The organism is Elusimicrobiota bacterium (assembly GCA_026388155.1).
Taxonomy (GTDB): domain Bacteria; phylum Elusimicrobiota; class Elusimicrobia; order Elusimicrobiales; family UBA9959; genus UBA9634.
In genome coordinates this window covers 216761-231761 of the sequence record JAPLKI010000025.1, presented here as the reverse complement: position 1 = coordinate 231761, position 15001 = coordinate 216761, and the positions used below count along the sequence as shown (strand labels likewise).

Here is a 15001-nt window from a genome sequence, read left to right as displayed (position 1 = left end):
GGGGGCCGGTTCCGTTATAAAAAAAGTGCAGGGCCTGCCGGACTCATTATAACGGGCTTTATGCCGCCTATGGTTTCAGGCGTGCCCCTTGTGTTCATGTGTTTTAAGGAGCGTGTGCAGGAGGGTGGCTAAACCCTGGGGCTCTATCGGTTTTTCCATAAAATCCTTTACATTCGGTTCCTGCTTTATCATCTCCTTGGTGGATCGGTCGAGGTAACGGCCGGTCACTATTATTATGGGAATATCGGAGGTGCCTTCACCTTGAAGTTCGCGCAGAATTTTAAACCCGTCCTGTTTGGGCAGCATCAGGTCAAGCAGGATAAGATTAGGATGCAGGGTTTTAGCCTTTTGAACAGCTTCATCCCCGTCGGCCGCCTTCGCGACCTTGAAGCCTTCTTTGCGCACTAAAAAATCAAGCATGTCCCGTATCGCTTCATCATCGTCAACTATCAGTATCAGTTTCCCGGAACCTATATTGTCGCTGATGTAAGAGAGAATACGATAGCACGCCGCGATTACCGCATCCAGGCGCAACAGTGAGGACGGAGTGAAGGTGTTGCCTCCGTCCAGCGGTATATGATAAAAGCGGCAGTACTCTTCAACCTCCGCCCTCGCTTTTGCGAGCACCGCGTTGATCGCGTTGAGCGTAGGCTCGGAGTTCAGCTCCTTGATCAGGTGAGCGAAGTTCAACTCTTCGTATGCTTCCTCGATCTGCCGGTCCGTCTCCGTGTCTCTGCCCTCCTCTTTTTTCTCCTCGTCTACCAGCGAGAGGGGGACAAGTGTGGCGAGACTTTCCTTGGTCCTCTCGTTATTGTTGCCGGCCATGCTCCGGCAGATCATGTCAAAATCCTTGCCGGAGACTAGATCCTTTAATTCCGCGATCGTTTCTCTGGTGGCGGTCATGTTGTCCAGCTTCTCGGCGAAATCCGCGCACGCTGCATTCAGCATTTCTTTCTTCAAACTAATGAGATGCTCCGCCATGCTCCACAGTGAGGTGATGAATAACTCCGTCTGATTGGCGTAGGCCGCTGGAACCCTTCCCGTGAATTCCCTCAGCCTGGTAATAACCATGATTTGGTGGTCAATTTTTGCCATGCCTAGAATATATCATTTTAAAACACTTGAGTCAGCCCACAGCACAGGGAAGGGGACGTTGTTGAAGGATTGGTATTAAGCTGGAATTCTTATGGAATATTTTATGCCGCGACAAACAAGAATAGATTTTGCCGTAGAACCCGCCCCGCTCTTTTGGCTCATAGCTTCAGTCGACAGGCTTAGCATAGTGCCATAGAGCTTTGCCTTGGGGCCAAAAGAGCGGGGCCCTCCCCGGTTATTTCTTTCCCTGTGTTTTAAGGAGCGTGTGCAGGAGGGTGGCAAGAACCTGGGGCTTTATCGGTTTTCCCATAAAATCCTTTACATTCGGTTCCTGTTTTATCATCTCCGAGGTGGAGTGGTCGAGGTTGCGGCCGGTTACGATTATTATGGGGATATCGGAGGTGTCTTCACCTTGAAGCTCGCGCAGAATTTCAAACCCGCCGTATTTGGGCAGCATCAGGTCAAGCAGGATAAGGTCCGGATGAAGAGTTTTAGCCTTTTGAATGGCTTCTTCCCCGTCGGCCGCCTTTTCGACTTTGAAGCCTTCTTTTCGCACTAAAAAATCAAGCAGGTCCCGTACCGCTTCGTCATCGTCAACTATCAGTATCAGTTTTTCCCCCAAATTCACGGAACCTGTCTTTTCACTGATCTCCGAGAGAATACGGTAGCTCGCTGCGATTACCGCATCCACGCGCAACAGCGAGAAGGGAGTGAAGGTGTCTCCCTCGTCCAGCGGTATATGATAAAGACAGCAGTATTCTTCAACCTCCACCCTCGCTTTTGCGAGCACCGCGTCGACCGCGCCGCTTTCAGGAGCGGCGTTCAACTCCTTGACCAGGGGAGCGAAATTCAACCTCGCGTATGTTTCCTCGATCTGCCGGTCCGCCTCCATGTCCCTGTCCTCGGTTTTTTTCTCCTCGTCTACCAGCGAGAGGGGCACAAGTGTGGCGAGCCTTTCTTTGATCAGCCCTTTGTTGTTGCCGGTCATGCTCCCGCAGATCATTTGAAAATCCCTGCCGGAGACGAGCTTTTCCAGCAGGTCCTTGAATTCCGCGATCGTTTTATCAGAGAGAGCCCCTTTGTCCAGCTTCCCGGCTAAATCCTCGCACGCGTCGTTCAGTATTGCTCTTTTTAAATTAATGAGATGCTCCGACATGCTCCACAGTGAGTTGAGGAATAATTCCGTCTGATTGGCGTAGACTGCGGGAGCCCTGCCCGTGAATTCCCTCAGCTTGGCAATAAACATGATTTGGTGGTCAATCGCGGACATAGCTAGAATATATCATTTTAAAACACTTGAGTCAGCCTGCAGCATAGGGAACTGCAACTTTCGGCCTATGCTCCGCACTTTGTTCCAAAAAGGGCCAAAGTGCGGGACACTACACTAGAACCTGCTCCAAAGTTTTTTGGCGAGTTCAAGGGATTTGCGGGAAACTTTCTCTTCGTCAATATTCAGTTTCAGTTTCTTGCCTTCCATAAGCACGCGGCCTGCCGCTATGGTGGTGTCTACCGCGCTCTGCGATAGGCCGAACACCAGATGGCCGTAGAAGTTGGTCTCATCCATGGGAGTCGGGGGGAAATAATCCATCAGGATGATGTCGGCGGCAAAGCCTTCCTTCAGCTCGCCAAGGCCGGTGAAATAGCGATTGGCTATTTTGGCGTTGTTTACCAGCAGCGCCGTAGCCGGCTCCATAAAACCCTGTGAGGGATCGTGCTTAAGATGCTGCAGCCACACGCCGTTCCTTACTTCCTCCAGCATGTTTACCGTCATGGCATCGGTGCCAAGGCCCACCAGTACGCCGCGGGCCGACATTTTAACTATGTCGGCTATGCCCACGGAATTATTGGCGTTAGACTGCGGATTGTGCACTACGGCGGTGCCGGTCTCCTTTAAGATGTCAATTTCCGCGTCGTTAACATGCACGCAGTGGGCGGCTATGGATTTGGGGCCAAGGATGCCGAATTTTTTCAGGCGCTCCACCACGCGCATCTTGTGATGGGTTTCGCAGAAGATCTGATCGGATTGCGATTCTGCTGTATGGATGTGGAAACCGGCGCCCAGTTTGAGACCCGTTTCGGCGGCTTCCTCAAGGGTGGCGTTGGTCAGGGTGAAGGAAGCGTGCAGGCCGAACATGGCTTTTATGAAGTTGTCGTTTTTTTTGGCCGCATATCTTATGAAACCGGCGTTTTCCTCAAGGCCGGCCCTGGCCGTTTCTTTGCCGTCGCGGTCGGACAGTTCGTAACACAGGCAGGCGCGAAGGCCTGTTTCCCTGACGGCCTTCTCAATGGCTTGCAGAGAGCCTCCAATGGCAAAGGGGCTGGCGTGGTGGTCTATTATCGTTGTGGTGCCTTTCTTCACCGCCTCGATAAGGGGAATGACCGTGCTGTAATAGGAATCGGCATTGGTCAGCTTCTTGTCCAGCCGCCACCAGAGATTATTAAGCACCTCAACAAAATTTTTCGAGGGCTTTGCTTTTCCCAGCCCGCGCGCGAAGGTGCTGTAAAAATGCATATGGGAGTTGATGAAGCCCGGCATCGCCACCTTGCCGCGCGCGTCCACGACTTTGGCGTATCTGCCTTTAAAATGCGAGGCTTTGGCGATTTTTATTATTTTGCCGTCTTCGCACAGTATTGAATACCCGCGGAGGACGCGGTTTTTTTCTCCCAAAGTGACTATAGTTGCGTTTTTGATCAGGACGGTATGGTTCATGTGGTTTTCCTCTTTCGCAAGGCTTAAGGCTTTGGGCTGAAGGCTGAAGAGGCTGAAGCTGGGAAAATTCCCTTGTAAATCTTAAGCTTTAAGCCCTAAGCCCTCAGCCTTCCCGAAAAATTTAACTGAATTTCTCGGGTTAACTTTCGCTGAGCAGCTTCATTTCCCTGGAAGTTCTCTCGCGCATATACAGCGCGCCGGAGAAGCATTTCTGCGCGCAGATGGAGCAGCCTATGCATTTTGAGGCGTCGGTGACGGGCACAAGGTCGCTGTCCAGGCTGACGGCCATATACGGGCACCGCGTGCAGTTCCCGCAGTGCCGGCAAAGTTCCGCGTTGACGTCCGAGATCTTTTTCGTCGCCGTAAGCTCCATGAAGCCCTTTATCGGATCCGGAAGAGCGGCGCCTATAAGTTCATTGACGGATTTTATGCCTCTCTCCTCCATAAGGTGGCTCAGTCCCGAATGCAGGTCGTCTATCACGCCATAGCCGTTTTTCATGACTATGGTGCAGAACTGGACGGTCTTCGCGCCCAGCGCGAGGAAATGCGCCGCGGCCTTGTAATCCATGGGGCCGCCGTTGCCGGAAACCGCGACGCCGAGCCTTGAGACATTGGCAAGGGTCAGGTTGCTTATGGGTATCACGCCTTCTCCGCTCATGCCCACTACGATCCCCTCTTCCCATGTCTTCTTTGCGCCCTTCCTGAAAGCCAGTGTCGGGAAGGTGTTGGCGAGCGTTACCCCGGCTTTCTTGCCGGGATATTTCGCGAAAACTTCTTTGATGGCGGAGATTATGGGATAGATGGAGGTGACCGCGGCCGTAAGCTTGAAAAGCTTCGGTATTTCGGGATCGCCGGGTTCCATTACCCAGCCGATTATCCTGGCGGTCAGCTCGGCGTCCTGCGAGACAATGTCGCCTTTGGTGCCGTCTCCGCCCTGCGGGCAGGAGAGGCTGTATTCGATCCCCATGGCACCGCCGTCTTCAAGCTTCTTTGTGTTGGACTGCCAGCCTTTCCTGTCGCTTTCGTCGTTGCCGGTGACCGGGCCGCCGGTAGACGCCATTGTCAGCCTGTCGGGGAATTCCCGGCGCAGTTTGTGAATTTCCTTGCAGACCCGGTCAATGGAATGGCCGGAAACATTGTCGCAGTTGGCGTAGGTGGACTGCGTAAAAGCGAACATATACTCGGCCGGAATATGTATGGACAGATTGTCAAAGGCGGTTTTCATGACCCCGCCCGGCCACCCGGCTTCGTACGCCTTCTTCATCTGTTCGTAGCCGTCCGAGGGGGGGGCGGCCGAAAGAAGGAACGGGGACAGTATCTTTCTGCCGAAGAAATCCGCCTCAAGCGGGACTGGCTCAAGCTTTCTGCCGGACAGGACCACGCGGCTTTTAACATTCTTGTCAAAAGGCTGATTTTTACTCCCGGTCACGAAGGTATCTATCGTAAGCGCCGCGTTCTTGCCCGCCGCCACCGCCTCAACCACGGTGGTAGGCCCGTTGGCAAGGTCTCCGGCATAAAAGACGCCCTGCACGCCGTCGGTTTTGAAAGTCGGCCGGCTTCCCACGGCTATAATTACGAAGTCAAAATCCTTGCGGAACTGCCCGGTCCCGGGGAGGTCTACTATAACCCGGGGATGGAATTTTTTCCCTTTGGGAAGTGCCACCTTTATAGTTTGAAGGCCCGTTATTTTCCCGTCTTTGGCGACGATCTGCGTCACGCGCGTGCGGCCGCTCACATGTATGCCGCAGTCCAGAATCCCGGCCAGTTCTTTGGCCGTAAGCGGCATCTCGCCCAGCTTTTCAAGCGCGAACAGCTCGACGTGCGCGGCCCCGCCGGCATGGGCTGTTTCGGCGCAATCGACTGCAACCGCTCCGCCGCCTATAACGGCCACGCGCCGGCCTTTAAGGCGATATTTCGCCGGTTTTTTGAGAAAGTCCGGCCACAGGACGGCCGCTTCTTCCCCAGGCAGCTTAAGCCGTATCGGATCGTCCAGGCCGGTAGTTACCAGCACGGCGTTGTAGCTGCCCTTGAGTTTTGCGGGGTCAGGAACCTTGTGACCGTACTTGACGGACACGGCCCCTAGCGCGGTGATGAAATCAAGGTCGGTTTTAAGCGTTTTCTTATCAAGCCGCGAATCAGGTATAAGGTTGCACATCCCTCCCGCCGAGGTGTCGGCGTCATAGATGTCCACTTTGTAGCCCTTCTGCGCCAGGACCGCCGCGGCGCCGAATCCCGCGGGCCCGGCGCCTACCACCGCCACTTTTTTCGCGTTGGATTTTGATACTGCAAATTCCGGCATCACACCGAGTTCGTTCGCCTTTTTGATTATCGCGGCCTGCACGGCGGGGATGTTAACCGACGCGTCAAAAGTGCGGCGCGCGCACGCTTTCATGCAGTGCTTGTCGGGGCAGACCACGCCGCAGACTCCGCCAAGCGGATTGTTCCCCATTATCAGGGCGGCGGCGCGCTTGAAATCAGATTTTTCACCCACTTTAACGGCCATTATGAAATCGGCCGGCGAACAGTCCGACGGGCAGGCCTCTTTGCAGGGTTTTTCCGCGCAATAGAGACACTTATCCACTTCAGCTTTAAGCTGGGCGTCGCTTAAAAATTGAGAGGTCTTTTCCATGGTATCGCACCTTCCTGGGTTGGATTTTACCCCGCACTTTTTCCCAAAAGGGCCAAAGTGCGGGGTTTGCGCTTTGCCGTAATTTTAAGCACCGGAACCGTCAAAACAAAAAAATTGTAATAAACAGGGCGATCACATTACCGCTGTCCGGTACTTTCGCGCCACGGCTATTTTACTATAATATTTCTGTCGCAGGGAAATTCAAGCCTATGGCAGTGACTCTGGACTGTCGCGGGCCTATGGCGCTGTCCGCGACTGTGCCGTAACAGGGACTATGTCTATCAGACGGCCGAAGCCGGAGAATCCATGAAAGAAAAAACACTGCTTATAAAAAACGCTTTAACGCTGGCTCTGATGGACACGGCGTGCCGTGAGATAAAAGGCGGCGATATCTATATAGAGGGCCCTGAGATAAAAAAAACAGGCAAAAATCTTAAAATCAAGGCCGATACCGTAATTGACGCTACAAACTGCGTCGTCCTGCCGGGTTTCGTCAACACCCACCACCATCTTTACCAGACTTTGACCCGCAATCTTCCCGCCGTGCAGGACGCCAAGCTTTTTGACTGGCTGATTTACCTTTATGAAATTTGGCGGCGTCTTTCCCCGGAGGCGGTTTATACAAGCACCCAGGTGGGGCTGGGCGAGCTGCTGCTTACCGGCTGTACCACCAGCACGGACCATCTCTATGTTTTCCCCAAAAAGAACAGCGGCCTGTTCATCGACACACAGATAGAGGCCGCAAAAGAGCTGGGGATGCGTTTCCACCCCACGCGCGGCTCAATGTCCCGTGGCCGTTCCAAGGGAGGTCTGCCGCCGGACGACGTGGTGCAGAGCGAAGATTTCATAATGAAGGACTGCGAGCGCCTGGTCCACAAATATCACGATAAAAATAAGTTCGCCATGACGCGCGTGGCGCTTGCGCCCTGTTCGCCTTTCTCGGTGACAACGGAGCTCTTGAAAATCACCGCCGAGATGGCCAAAAAATGGGGGGTCAGGATGCACACGCATCTGGCCGAGACCATTGACGAAGAAGATTTCTGCAAGAAGCTTTTTAAAATGCGCCCGCTTGAATACATGGAGTCGGTCGGCTGGGTTACCGAAGGCAATTCCTGGTTCGCCCACTGCGTTTATATAAACGAGGCCGAGGCGAAAAAAATGGGCAAAACCCGCACCGGTGTGGCCCATTGCCCCTGCTCGAACCTGCGGCTCGGCTCCGGTATCGCGCCTGTGCGGATGTTCCTGAAGCATAAAGTGCCGGTGGGGCTTGCCGTGGACGGTTCCGCCTCGAACGATTCCTCGGATATGCTGGGCGAAATACGCCAGACAATGCTTGTGCACAGGGTCAAAAGCGGCGTGGAATCAATGCCGGCCCGCGACGCTTTCAGGCTTGCCACGCGCGGCGGGGCTGAAGTGCTGGGCCGGGACGATATAGGCTCCATCGAGCCGGGCAAGGCCGCCGACATAGCTATATTTGACGTATCGGGACTTGACTTCGCCGGCTCCAAATCGGACCCCCTGGCTTCGCTGCTGTTCTGCGGCGCGTCCCACAGGACGAAGTACACCATAGTCGACGGCAAAGTTGTGGTCAAAAACGGCCGCTTAGTAAATGTGGATGAATTCAAGCTTGCGGAAAAGGCCAACAAGATTTCCGCCCGGATGATAAAGTGATAGTAAGCCCTGTACGCGAAACTGCCATTGGTAGGGATATAGTGAATAAACCTTAACTTTACATTTTAGTCATTGTCTAAAATGTAAAGTTAGGAACAATCGGAGGGGGTATAATGGGAAAAACAATTAAAAGGATCGCTATTAATACCGGCGGGGGGGATGCTCCGGGGCTGAACGCGGTCATAAGGGCGACGGTCATTTCCGCGCTTAACCGCGGCTGGGAATGCGTGGGCATACGCGACGGCTATAACGGCCTGATGAAACCGGAAGAATATCCGGAAGGCGGGCTTATACCGCTTACGCGCAAGACTGTGCGCGGCATAACGCATCTGGGCGGCACAATACTCGGCACCACCAATAAAGGCAATCCCCTGAAATATCCCACCAGGGGCCCGGACGGAAAGCTTTATGAAAAGGACCGCTCGGACGAACTGGTTGCGGCTTTCAAAAAGAATAAGATAGATGCGCTGATAGCTCTGGGCGGAGACGGCTCGCTCGGCATAGCCAATGTCCTTGCTGAAAAGGGCATACGCGCTATAGGTGTGCCCAAAACCATAGATAACGATCTGGATAAGACGGTTATAACATTCGGTTTTGATTCGGCGGTTTCATTTGCCACTGAATGCCTGGACCGGCTGCATTCCACCGCCGAAGCGCACTGCCGCGTGATGGTGGTGGAGGTTATGGGCCGCTATGCGGGCTGGATAGCCCTCAATGTGGGAGTTTCCGGCAATGCGGACGCCATACTGATACCTGAAATTCCATACGACATAAACAAGGTGGCGGAGGCGCTCAAAGAAAGGCCCAAGCGGGGCAAAAATTATGCCATTGTGGTTGTCGCGGAAGGGGCAAAACCAAAAGGGGGAACTGTTTCGGTGGTCAGCAAAGAGCTGGGCCGGGCGGAAAAACTTGGTGGCGCGGGGGAGCGCGTGGCGAAGGAACTGGAACCGCTGACAGGAAAAGAATGCCGCACTGTGGTGCTTGGGCATCTGTTGCGCGGCGGCCATCCCACTACTTTTGACCGCCTGATATCGCTCCGGTTCGGCGCGGCCGCCGTGCGCGCGCTGGAAGAGGGTAAGTCTGGGGTGATGGTGGCGCTTGACCCTCCCACTGTGCGCTATGTTCCTCTCAAAGAAGCCACCAGCCGCATGAAGACAGTGCCGCTTGATTGTGATACCGTGCTGACCGCGCGCGACCTCGGAATAAGTTTCGGGGATTAACAAACTCTTGCAGCCGGCAGGCCTGCAACTTCGCGGGTCCTGCCGGGGAAAAGACAACAGGGCCTTTTCTGCCTTATGTTGTGAAACCCTATAAAATATGCTGATCCCGCGCAGAGTTTCAAGCTATACGCTTATTGCCTCTAACCTGGTTCCTATCGTCATGGCGCCTCATGATGCCGCGGGTATACAGGAAATACTCGCTTTTTACTGGACTGAATCCGTGATATTGGGATTTTTTAACATCCTGAAGATACTTTTTGCATCCGCGTCGGACAAATACCCGGAGCCGGTCACTTTTAAAATGCTCAATTCCCGGGATTGTGATGTACTGGCCGCACTTGGCTCAAATATGGGTTTCTTCGGAAAACTGTTCATCGCGATTTTTTTTACTTTTCCTTTTTTAATGTATTTAGGCCTGTACGGCGTGTTTCTTGTCGGATTCTTCATTGATAGCGCCTGGCTGCCTTTAATCCTAAAAATAAAATGGTGGCTGTTGGGTCTGTTCATAAGCCACGGTGCATCATTTTTATTAGATTATCTGGCTAGTAGCGAATTCCGCAGGACAAGGTCGGAAAACCTGCTGGAGCCGCTTTTTTCCAGGCTGATGATAACAAATCTTGCCCTGCTTGCGGTGGCCGGGATTTTCAATTCGTTAGGCGTGTGGCTGATAATGATCGCTTTTGTGATAGTTAAGGTCGTTAAGGAGCTCAGGTACGAGGCTGTGTGCCTGCTGCAGGCGGATCCCGGCAATATTTACCGGGTATTTGTGTTTTTTGAGAATGAAGACCTGCTTAAAAAAAAATTTAAACTGGCCGGGCCTTGAAATTTACCGTTATCATTTCGAAAAAAGTTGTATTCCAGATATTTTCCCCGCCGGCTAGTGAAAATCTTGCCAAAAAACACGCTGAACTTTCGTCGGTAGAGACAATTGTGTTATAATTTTTACTATGGAAACTCAAGAAATAAAATCAAATTTTATCCGTGAGATAATAGACCGGGACCTGGCCTCCGGCAAGTTCGGGGGGCGCGTGCACACGCGGTTCCCGCCGGAACCCAACGGATACCTGCATATCGGCCACGCCAAGTCCATCTGCCTTAATTCCGGTATCGCCCGCGATTATAAGGGCAAGTTCAACCTTCGTTTTGACGACACCAACCCCTCCAAAGAAGAACAGGAGTACGTGGATTCCATTGTGGACGATGTCAAATGGCTGGGCGGGGATTTCGAAGACCGCCTGCTTTTCGCTTCCGACTATTTCCCGCAGATGTACGATTGGGCCATGGCGCTGGTAAAAAAAGGGAAAGCCTTCGTTTGCGACCTGAGCGCGGAGGAAATGCGCCGGTACCGCGGCACGCCTTCCGAGCCGGGAAAAGACAGCCCGTTCCGCAACCGGTCCATCGAAGAGAACGCGGATTTGTTCGAACGCATGCGCAAAGGCGAATTCCCCGACGGTTCGCGGGTGCTGCGCGCGAAGATAGACATGGCCCACCCGAACCTGAACATGCGCGACCCGGTCATGTACCGCATCCTCCACACCGACCATCACCGTCAGGGCGACAAGTGGTGCGTGTATCCCATGTATGACTGGGCGCACGGCCTGGAAGATTCCATTGAACAGATAACCCATTCCATCTGCACCCTTGAATTCGAGGATCACCGGCCTCTTTATGACTGGTTTTTGGACGCGCTGGAGATATATCATCCCCAGCAGCTGGAATTCGCCCGTCTGAATATAACCAACACTGTCCTGAGCAAGCGCAAGCTGCTTGAACTGGTGCGGGATAAGCATGTCAGCGGCTGGGACGATCCGCGCATGCCCACTATCTCCGGGCTCCGGCGCAGGGGATACACCTCGGAATCCATCCGGGCTTTCTGCGCGGAGATAGGCGTAGCCAAGTTCAACAGCATCGTGGGTATCTGGGTGCTGGAAGACGCTATCCGACATGAATTGAATAAGACCGCGCCCCGTGTTATGGCGGTGCTGCGGCCGTTAAAAATGGTGATAGACAATTATCCCGAGGGCCAGGTTGAGGAGATGGACGCGGTAAATAACCCCGAAGACCCTGCTGCAGGAAAGCGCAAGGTGCCGTTCTGCAAGGAAATATATATTGAACAGGATGATTTTAAAGAAGTCCCGCCGAAAAAGTTTTTCCGTATGACCCCGGGCCAGGAAGTCCGTCTGCGGTCCGCCTATATAGTTAAATGTGGGGAAGCTGTTAAAGACGCGGTGGGAAACATAACGGAGATCCACTGCACCTATGACCCGGCCACGCGCGGCGGGGACGCGCCCGACGGCCGTAAAATTAAAGGCACTATCCACTGGGTGTCGGCCAGACACTGCGTCACCGCCCAGGTACGGTTATATGACGCGCTGTTCACCAAACGCAATCCCGAGGATGTGGAAGAAGGCCGGGACTATAAAGAAAATTTGAACCCCAAGTCGCTTGAAGTGCTGGGCAACGCCTGCTGCGAGCCGGGTGTGAAAAATATCGCCCCGGGCTCGCGGGTCCAGTTCGAGCGGCTCGGCTACTTTTTTACCGACCCCATAGATTCAAAACCCGGTGCCCCGGTGTTCAACCGTACTGTGACCCTGAAAGACACCTGGGCCAAAATAGAACAAAAAGACAAATAAACCCATAAAAAGTGTCAGGCTGCTTTTTGAAATAAAAAGTAGCCTGACACCTTTCCTACAGCCAAACTAAAATAATTTGCGCCCCGATCCCAATTTGGTGCATAATATCAGAACGGGTTAGGTTTATCAGTCCCTAAATAAACCAGAAGGCTTAAATGCCACGAAGAAAACAAACGGTGCAGGCTTTATCATCGTCTCCATTTCCGTGCCCAAATTGCGGTGAACCAGTTTCAGGAATATCGCTTTTTTGTTCAGAACTTTGTAGAGATGAGGCACACTTTGTTAGATATTGTCGTGCATGCTATGATGATGGACGAATAATGCAAGATGATGTGAGAATGGCTCTTGATATTCATCTTGCGCATATTTTAGCAGGAGGTTATTCGGAACGATTGCGCCGACTACCTAAAGCCATCCGTGAGGCAGTTTTCAGCCGTGACAAAGGACGATGCCGAATCTGCGGTGAATTCGGTGAACAGATTGATCATATACGTGGTGATAGCAGTAAACTTAGTAATTTGCAGTTGTTATGTTTTCACTGCCACAATAAAAAAACGACTTCTGGTTTTGTGAAAATTAGTTCCAAAACCCATCCCAAAGAGTGGAAAAAAAGAAAAAAATTATTGGATCGTGTGCGGTCTTTTAATCCATACAGGCTTTGTGATAGGCCCGAATGGAATACTCTTTGGCAAACTATACGAAGTGCTAGACGCGATGTAAAAAAAAAGATAGCACCCAATAGGGTCGACTGAAGTAATAGACCCCGTCCCGGCTGACGATTAAACCAACCATCCCAGCACTCTTAACTAGCCCGGACACTCGCCGGGGATGCGGGGACTTTTCAAAATTTCAGAAAAACAGCCCGCTTTTTGGCCGTCTGCGGCACACCGTGCTTTGATGCCGACCCTTTCCCAACAACTGAGGGGACACCACATAGTGGTTTCCCCTCCTGCGCAAGTATTGTATTATAGCGTTAGGGAATCAGTTTTAAATTCCGCACATTCTGGCTTCTGTCTACTGTATTCTGTCTTCTAAGGCCGTATCAAAAAAATATGCTTAGCGCTATCGTATTAGCCGCAGGAAATTCCGCGCGGATGGGCAGGCCTAAAGCCCTGCTGGAATACGGCGGCCGGACTTTCATTGCGAAGGTTTGCGACGCTTTAAGACTTGCCGGCGTGGAAGAAAGGATAGTAGTCCTGGGGCGGGCGGAACGTGAAATACTCGCCGCTTGGAAACCGTTGGGGGAAAAGGTAGTAATAAATCCCCGGCCTGAGGATGGGCAGCTGTCATCGCTGCGAATCGGGATCGAGGCCGCCGCTTCCGATCCCGACGGTTTTATAATTTGCCTTGTGGACCAGCCGACCATTGCGCAGCGCACGTATAAAGAAGTCATCGCTTTTTGGTCCCGTCACAAAGACTCCATAGTGATCCCCCGATGCAGGCGCAAACAAAGCGAGCGTATAGCGGATAGGGGCGAGGGGCTAGGGGATGATGGGCAAGGATCTTCTGATAATTCCTATACGCTATCCCCTATACGCTCTACGCTTCCAGCTTTCAAGCGCGGCCATCCTATAATCATTCCGGCGGCTTACCGTCATCTGTGCTTTGAGGGGCCGTTGGAAAAAGGCCTGCACTGGGTCACACATCATCCTTCGGTAAAAGTTTTTGATCTTACCGTGGACGATACAGGCATTATCCGCGACTTTGACACGCCGGAAGATTACACGAAACTAGTAACCGGTAACCAGTAACCGGTAATCAGTAACACGGAAATTACCTTATTGCAGATAAGATTTACAGCTCATGATCCCCATCATTGTTCTACTCCTGGTGTTTTTTCTGATAGCGATAAGGCAGGTCGGGGGAGTGCGTTTTGAGATCTGGCAGGCGATGGTTTTGGGAGCTTTGGCGGTTCTGGTTTCAGGCAGTATCGCGCCGCTTGAGGCTTGGCGCTCCATTGACCTGGATGTTATATTTTTTCTGTTCGGCATGTTCGCCCTGGGCCAGGCCCTTGAACTGAGCGGCTACCTTACCCACCTGAAATATAATATTTTCAAGCGCGCCGGCTCTGGGCGGCAGCTTCTGCTTCTTATCCTTTTTGGCGCCGGACTGGCTTCGGCTTTATTGATGAACGACACGATCGCCATAGTGGGCACGCCTGTCATGCTGCTGCTTTCAAAAAAACATAATATCCGGCCCAAGGCCCTGCTGCTGGCGCTTGCTTTCGGCGTCACCATAGGCAGCGCGGCAAGCCCCATCGGCAACCCGCAGAACCTGCTGATAGCTTTAAAAGGCGGGGTGGCCGACCCTTTTGTGACATTTTTCAGGTATCTGGCCGCGCCCACCGTTATAAATCTTTTAGCGGCCTTTTTTTTAATACGGTTCTTTTACCCGGATGATTTTGTGGACTTACCGTTAAAGCATTCCCAGGAGCCGATAAAAGACCATAACTTGGCCGTTCTGTGCCGTATTTCGCTGATCATAGTTATCGTCATGATAGCGCTTAAAATTTACACTGTGGGCTTAAGCCCCAGGCTGGATTTCAGGCTTACCTATATAGCGTTGTGGGCCGCCCTGCCGGTTATTTTTTTCAGCCCGCGCCGCTTTGAAATAATTAACAAAACGGATTGGAGCACCCTTGTGTTTTTCGCGGCCATGTTCATACTGATGAAAAGCGTTTGGAACACGGGCTTTTTCCAGGGGCTCCTGGCGGAAACCGGAGTTAATATAGCCTCCGTCGGCGCCATAACCGTAATAAGCGCTGCCTTAAGCCAGTTTATTTCAAATGTGCCGCTGGTTGCGCTTTATCTGCCCATGCTCGCTCATTTAAAAGCGGAACCGCGCGCCCTTATGGCGCTGGCCGCCGCCTCCACCGTGGCCGGAAATCTGTTCATACTTGGAGCCGCCAGCAATATCATAATCGTGCATAACGCGGAGAAAAGATCCGGCCAGACTTTAACTTTCTGGGAATTCGCGCGCGTGGGCGCGCCGCTCACTTTAATAAATTGCTTTGTATACTGGATTTTTCTTAAACTTTATTAAA

At 52.5% G+C, this 15001-nt stretch carries 11 protein-coding genes; 7 read left to right on the top strand and 4 right to left on the bottom strand.

What is annotated here, in order from left to right; all coding sequences use genetic code 11:
* Positions 1-75 precede the first annotated feature (75 nt).
* The 4 genes from NTX59_13295 to NTX59_13280 form a co-directional block, all read right to left on the bottom strand.
* Complete coding sequence (locus NTX59_13295; GenBank protein MCX5786650.1) at positions 76-1095, bottom strand: response regulator; 1020 nt, start codon at positions 1093-1095, stop codon at positions 76-78.
* A 235-nt stretch (positions 1096-1330) separates the two neighbouring features.
* Positions 1331-2365, bottom strand: a complete 1035-nt coding sequence (locus tag NTX59_13290; protein MCX5786649.1) for a response regulator — start codon at positions 2363-2365, stop codon at positions 1331-1333.
* Between the two features lie 114 nt (positions 2366-2479).
* Positions 2480-3805 (bottom strand): putative aminohydrolase SsnA, encoded by a 1326-nt coding sequence (gene ssnA / locus NTX59_13285; GenBank protein MCX5786648.1) that lies wholly within the window; start codon positions 3803-3805, stop codon positions 2480-2482.
* A gap of 139 nt (positions 3806-3944) precedes the next feature.
* Positions 3945-6434, bottom strand: a complete 2490-nt coding sequence (locus tag NTX59_13280; protein MCX5786647.1) for an FAD-dependent oxidoreductase — start codon at positions 6432-6434, stop codon at positions 3945-3947.
* Between the two features lie 306 nt (positions 6435-6740).
* On the opposite strand from NTX59_13280, the gene NTX59_13275 reads away from it, so the two are divergent.
* The 7 genes from NTX59_13275 to NTX59_13245 all read left to right on the top strand — a co-directional run bounded on the left by NTX59_13275 (position 6741) and on the right by NTX59_13245 (position 15000).
* Entirely contained in the window at positions 6741-8105 is a 1365-nt protein-coding gene (locus tag NTX59_13275; GenBank protein ID MCX5786646.1) for an 8-oxoguanine deaminase, read from the top strand.
* Between the two features lie 113 nt (positions 8106-8218).
* Positions 8219-9325 (top strand): ATP-dependent 6-phosphofructokinase, encoded by a 1107-nt coding sequence (locus tag NTX59_13270; protein ID MCX5786645.1) that lies wholly within the window; start codon positions 8219-8221, stop codon positions 9323-9325.
* A 97-nt stretch (positions 9326-9422) separates the two neighbouring features.
* Positions 9423-10148 (top strand): DUF6498-containing protein, encoded by a 726-nt coding sequence (locus tag NTX59_13265; GenBank protein MCX5786644.1) that lies wholly within the window; start codon positions 9423-9425, stop codon positions 10146-10148.
* 124 nt (positions 10149-10272) lie between these two features.
* Positions 10273-11958 (top strand): glutamine--tRNA ligase/YqeY domain fusion protein, encoded by a 1686-nt coding sequence (locus NTX59_13260; GenBank protein MCX5786643.1) that lies wholly within the window; start codon positions 10273-10275, stop codon positions 11956-11958.
* A 338-nt stretch (positions 11959-12296) separates the two neighbouring features.
* Complete coding sequence (locus tag NTX59_13255; protein MCX5786642.1) at positions 12297-12710, top strand: HNH endonuclease signature motif containing protein; 414 nt, start codon at positions 12297-12299, stop codon at positions 12708-12710.
* 300 nt (positions 12711-13010) lie between these two features.
* Positions 13011-13709, top strand: a complete 699-nt coding sequence (locus tag NTX59_13250) for a nucleotidyltransferase family protein (GenBank protein MCX5786641.1) — start codon at positions 13011-13013, stop codon at positions 13707-13709.
* 52 nt (positions 13710-13761) lie between these two features.
* Entirely contained in the window at positions 13762-15000 is a 1239-nt protein-coding gene (locus NTX59_13245) for an anion transporter (protein ID MCX5786640.1), read from the top strand.
* Position 15001 lies beyond the last annotated feature (1 nt).

Coding starts and splice junctions, on each gene's coding strand:
- NTX59_13250 (MCX5786641.1), top strand. CDS start 13,011: ATGCTTAGCGCTATCGTATTAGCCGCAGGAAATTCCGCGCGGATGGGC.
- NTX59_13290 (MCX5786649.1), bottom strand. CDS start 2,365: ATGTCCGCGATTGACCACCAAATCATGTTTATTGCCAAGCTGAGGGAA.
- NTX59_13245 (MCX5786640.1), top strand. CDS start 13,762: ATGATCCCCATCATTGTTCTACTCCTGGTGTTTTTTCTGATAGCGATA.
- NTX59_13295 (MCX5786650.1), bottom strand. CDS start 1,095: ATGGCAAAAATTGACCACCAAATCATGGTTATTACCAGGCTGAGGGAA.
- NTX59_13270 (MCX5786645.1), top strand. CDS start 8,219: ATGGGAAAAACAATTAAAAGGATCGCTATTAATACCGGCGGGGGGGAT.
- ssnA (MCX5786648.1), bottom strand. CDS start 3,805: ATGAACCATACCGTCCTGATCAAAAACGCAACTATAGTCACTTTGGGA.
- NTX59_13255 (MCX5786642.1), top strand. CDS start 12,297: ATGGCTCTTGATATTCATCTTGCGCATATTTTAGCAGGAGGTTATTCG.
- NTX59_13265 (MCX5786644.1), top strand. CDS start 9,423: ATGCTGATCCCGCGCAGAGTTTCAAGCTATACGCTTATTGCCTCTAAC.
- NTX59_13280 (MCX5786647.1), bottom strand. CDS start 6,434: ATGGAAAAGACCTCTCAATTTTTAAGCGACGCCCAGCTTAAAGCTGAA.
- NTX59_13275 (MCX5786646.1), top strand. CDS start 6,741: ATGAAAGAAAAAACACTGCTTATAAAAAACGCTTTAACGCTGGCTCTG.
- NTX59_13260 (MCX5786643.1), top strand. CDS start 10,273: ATGGAAACTCAAGAAATAAAATCAAATTTTATCCGTGAGATAATAGAC.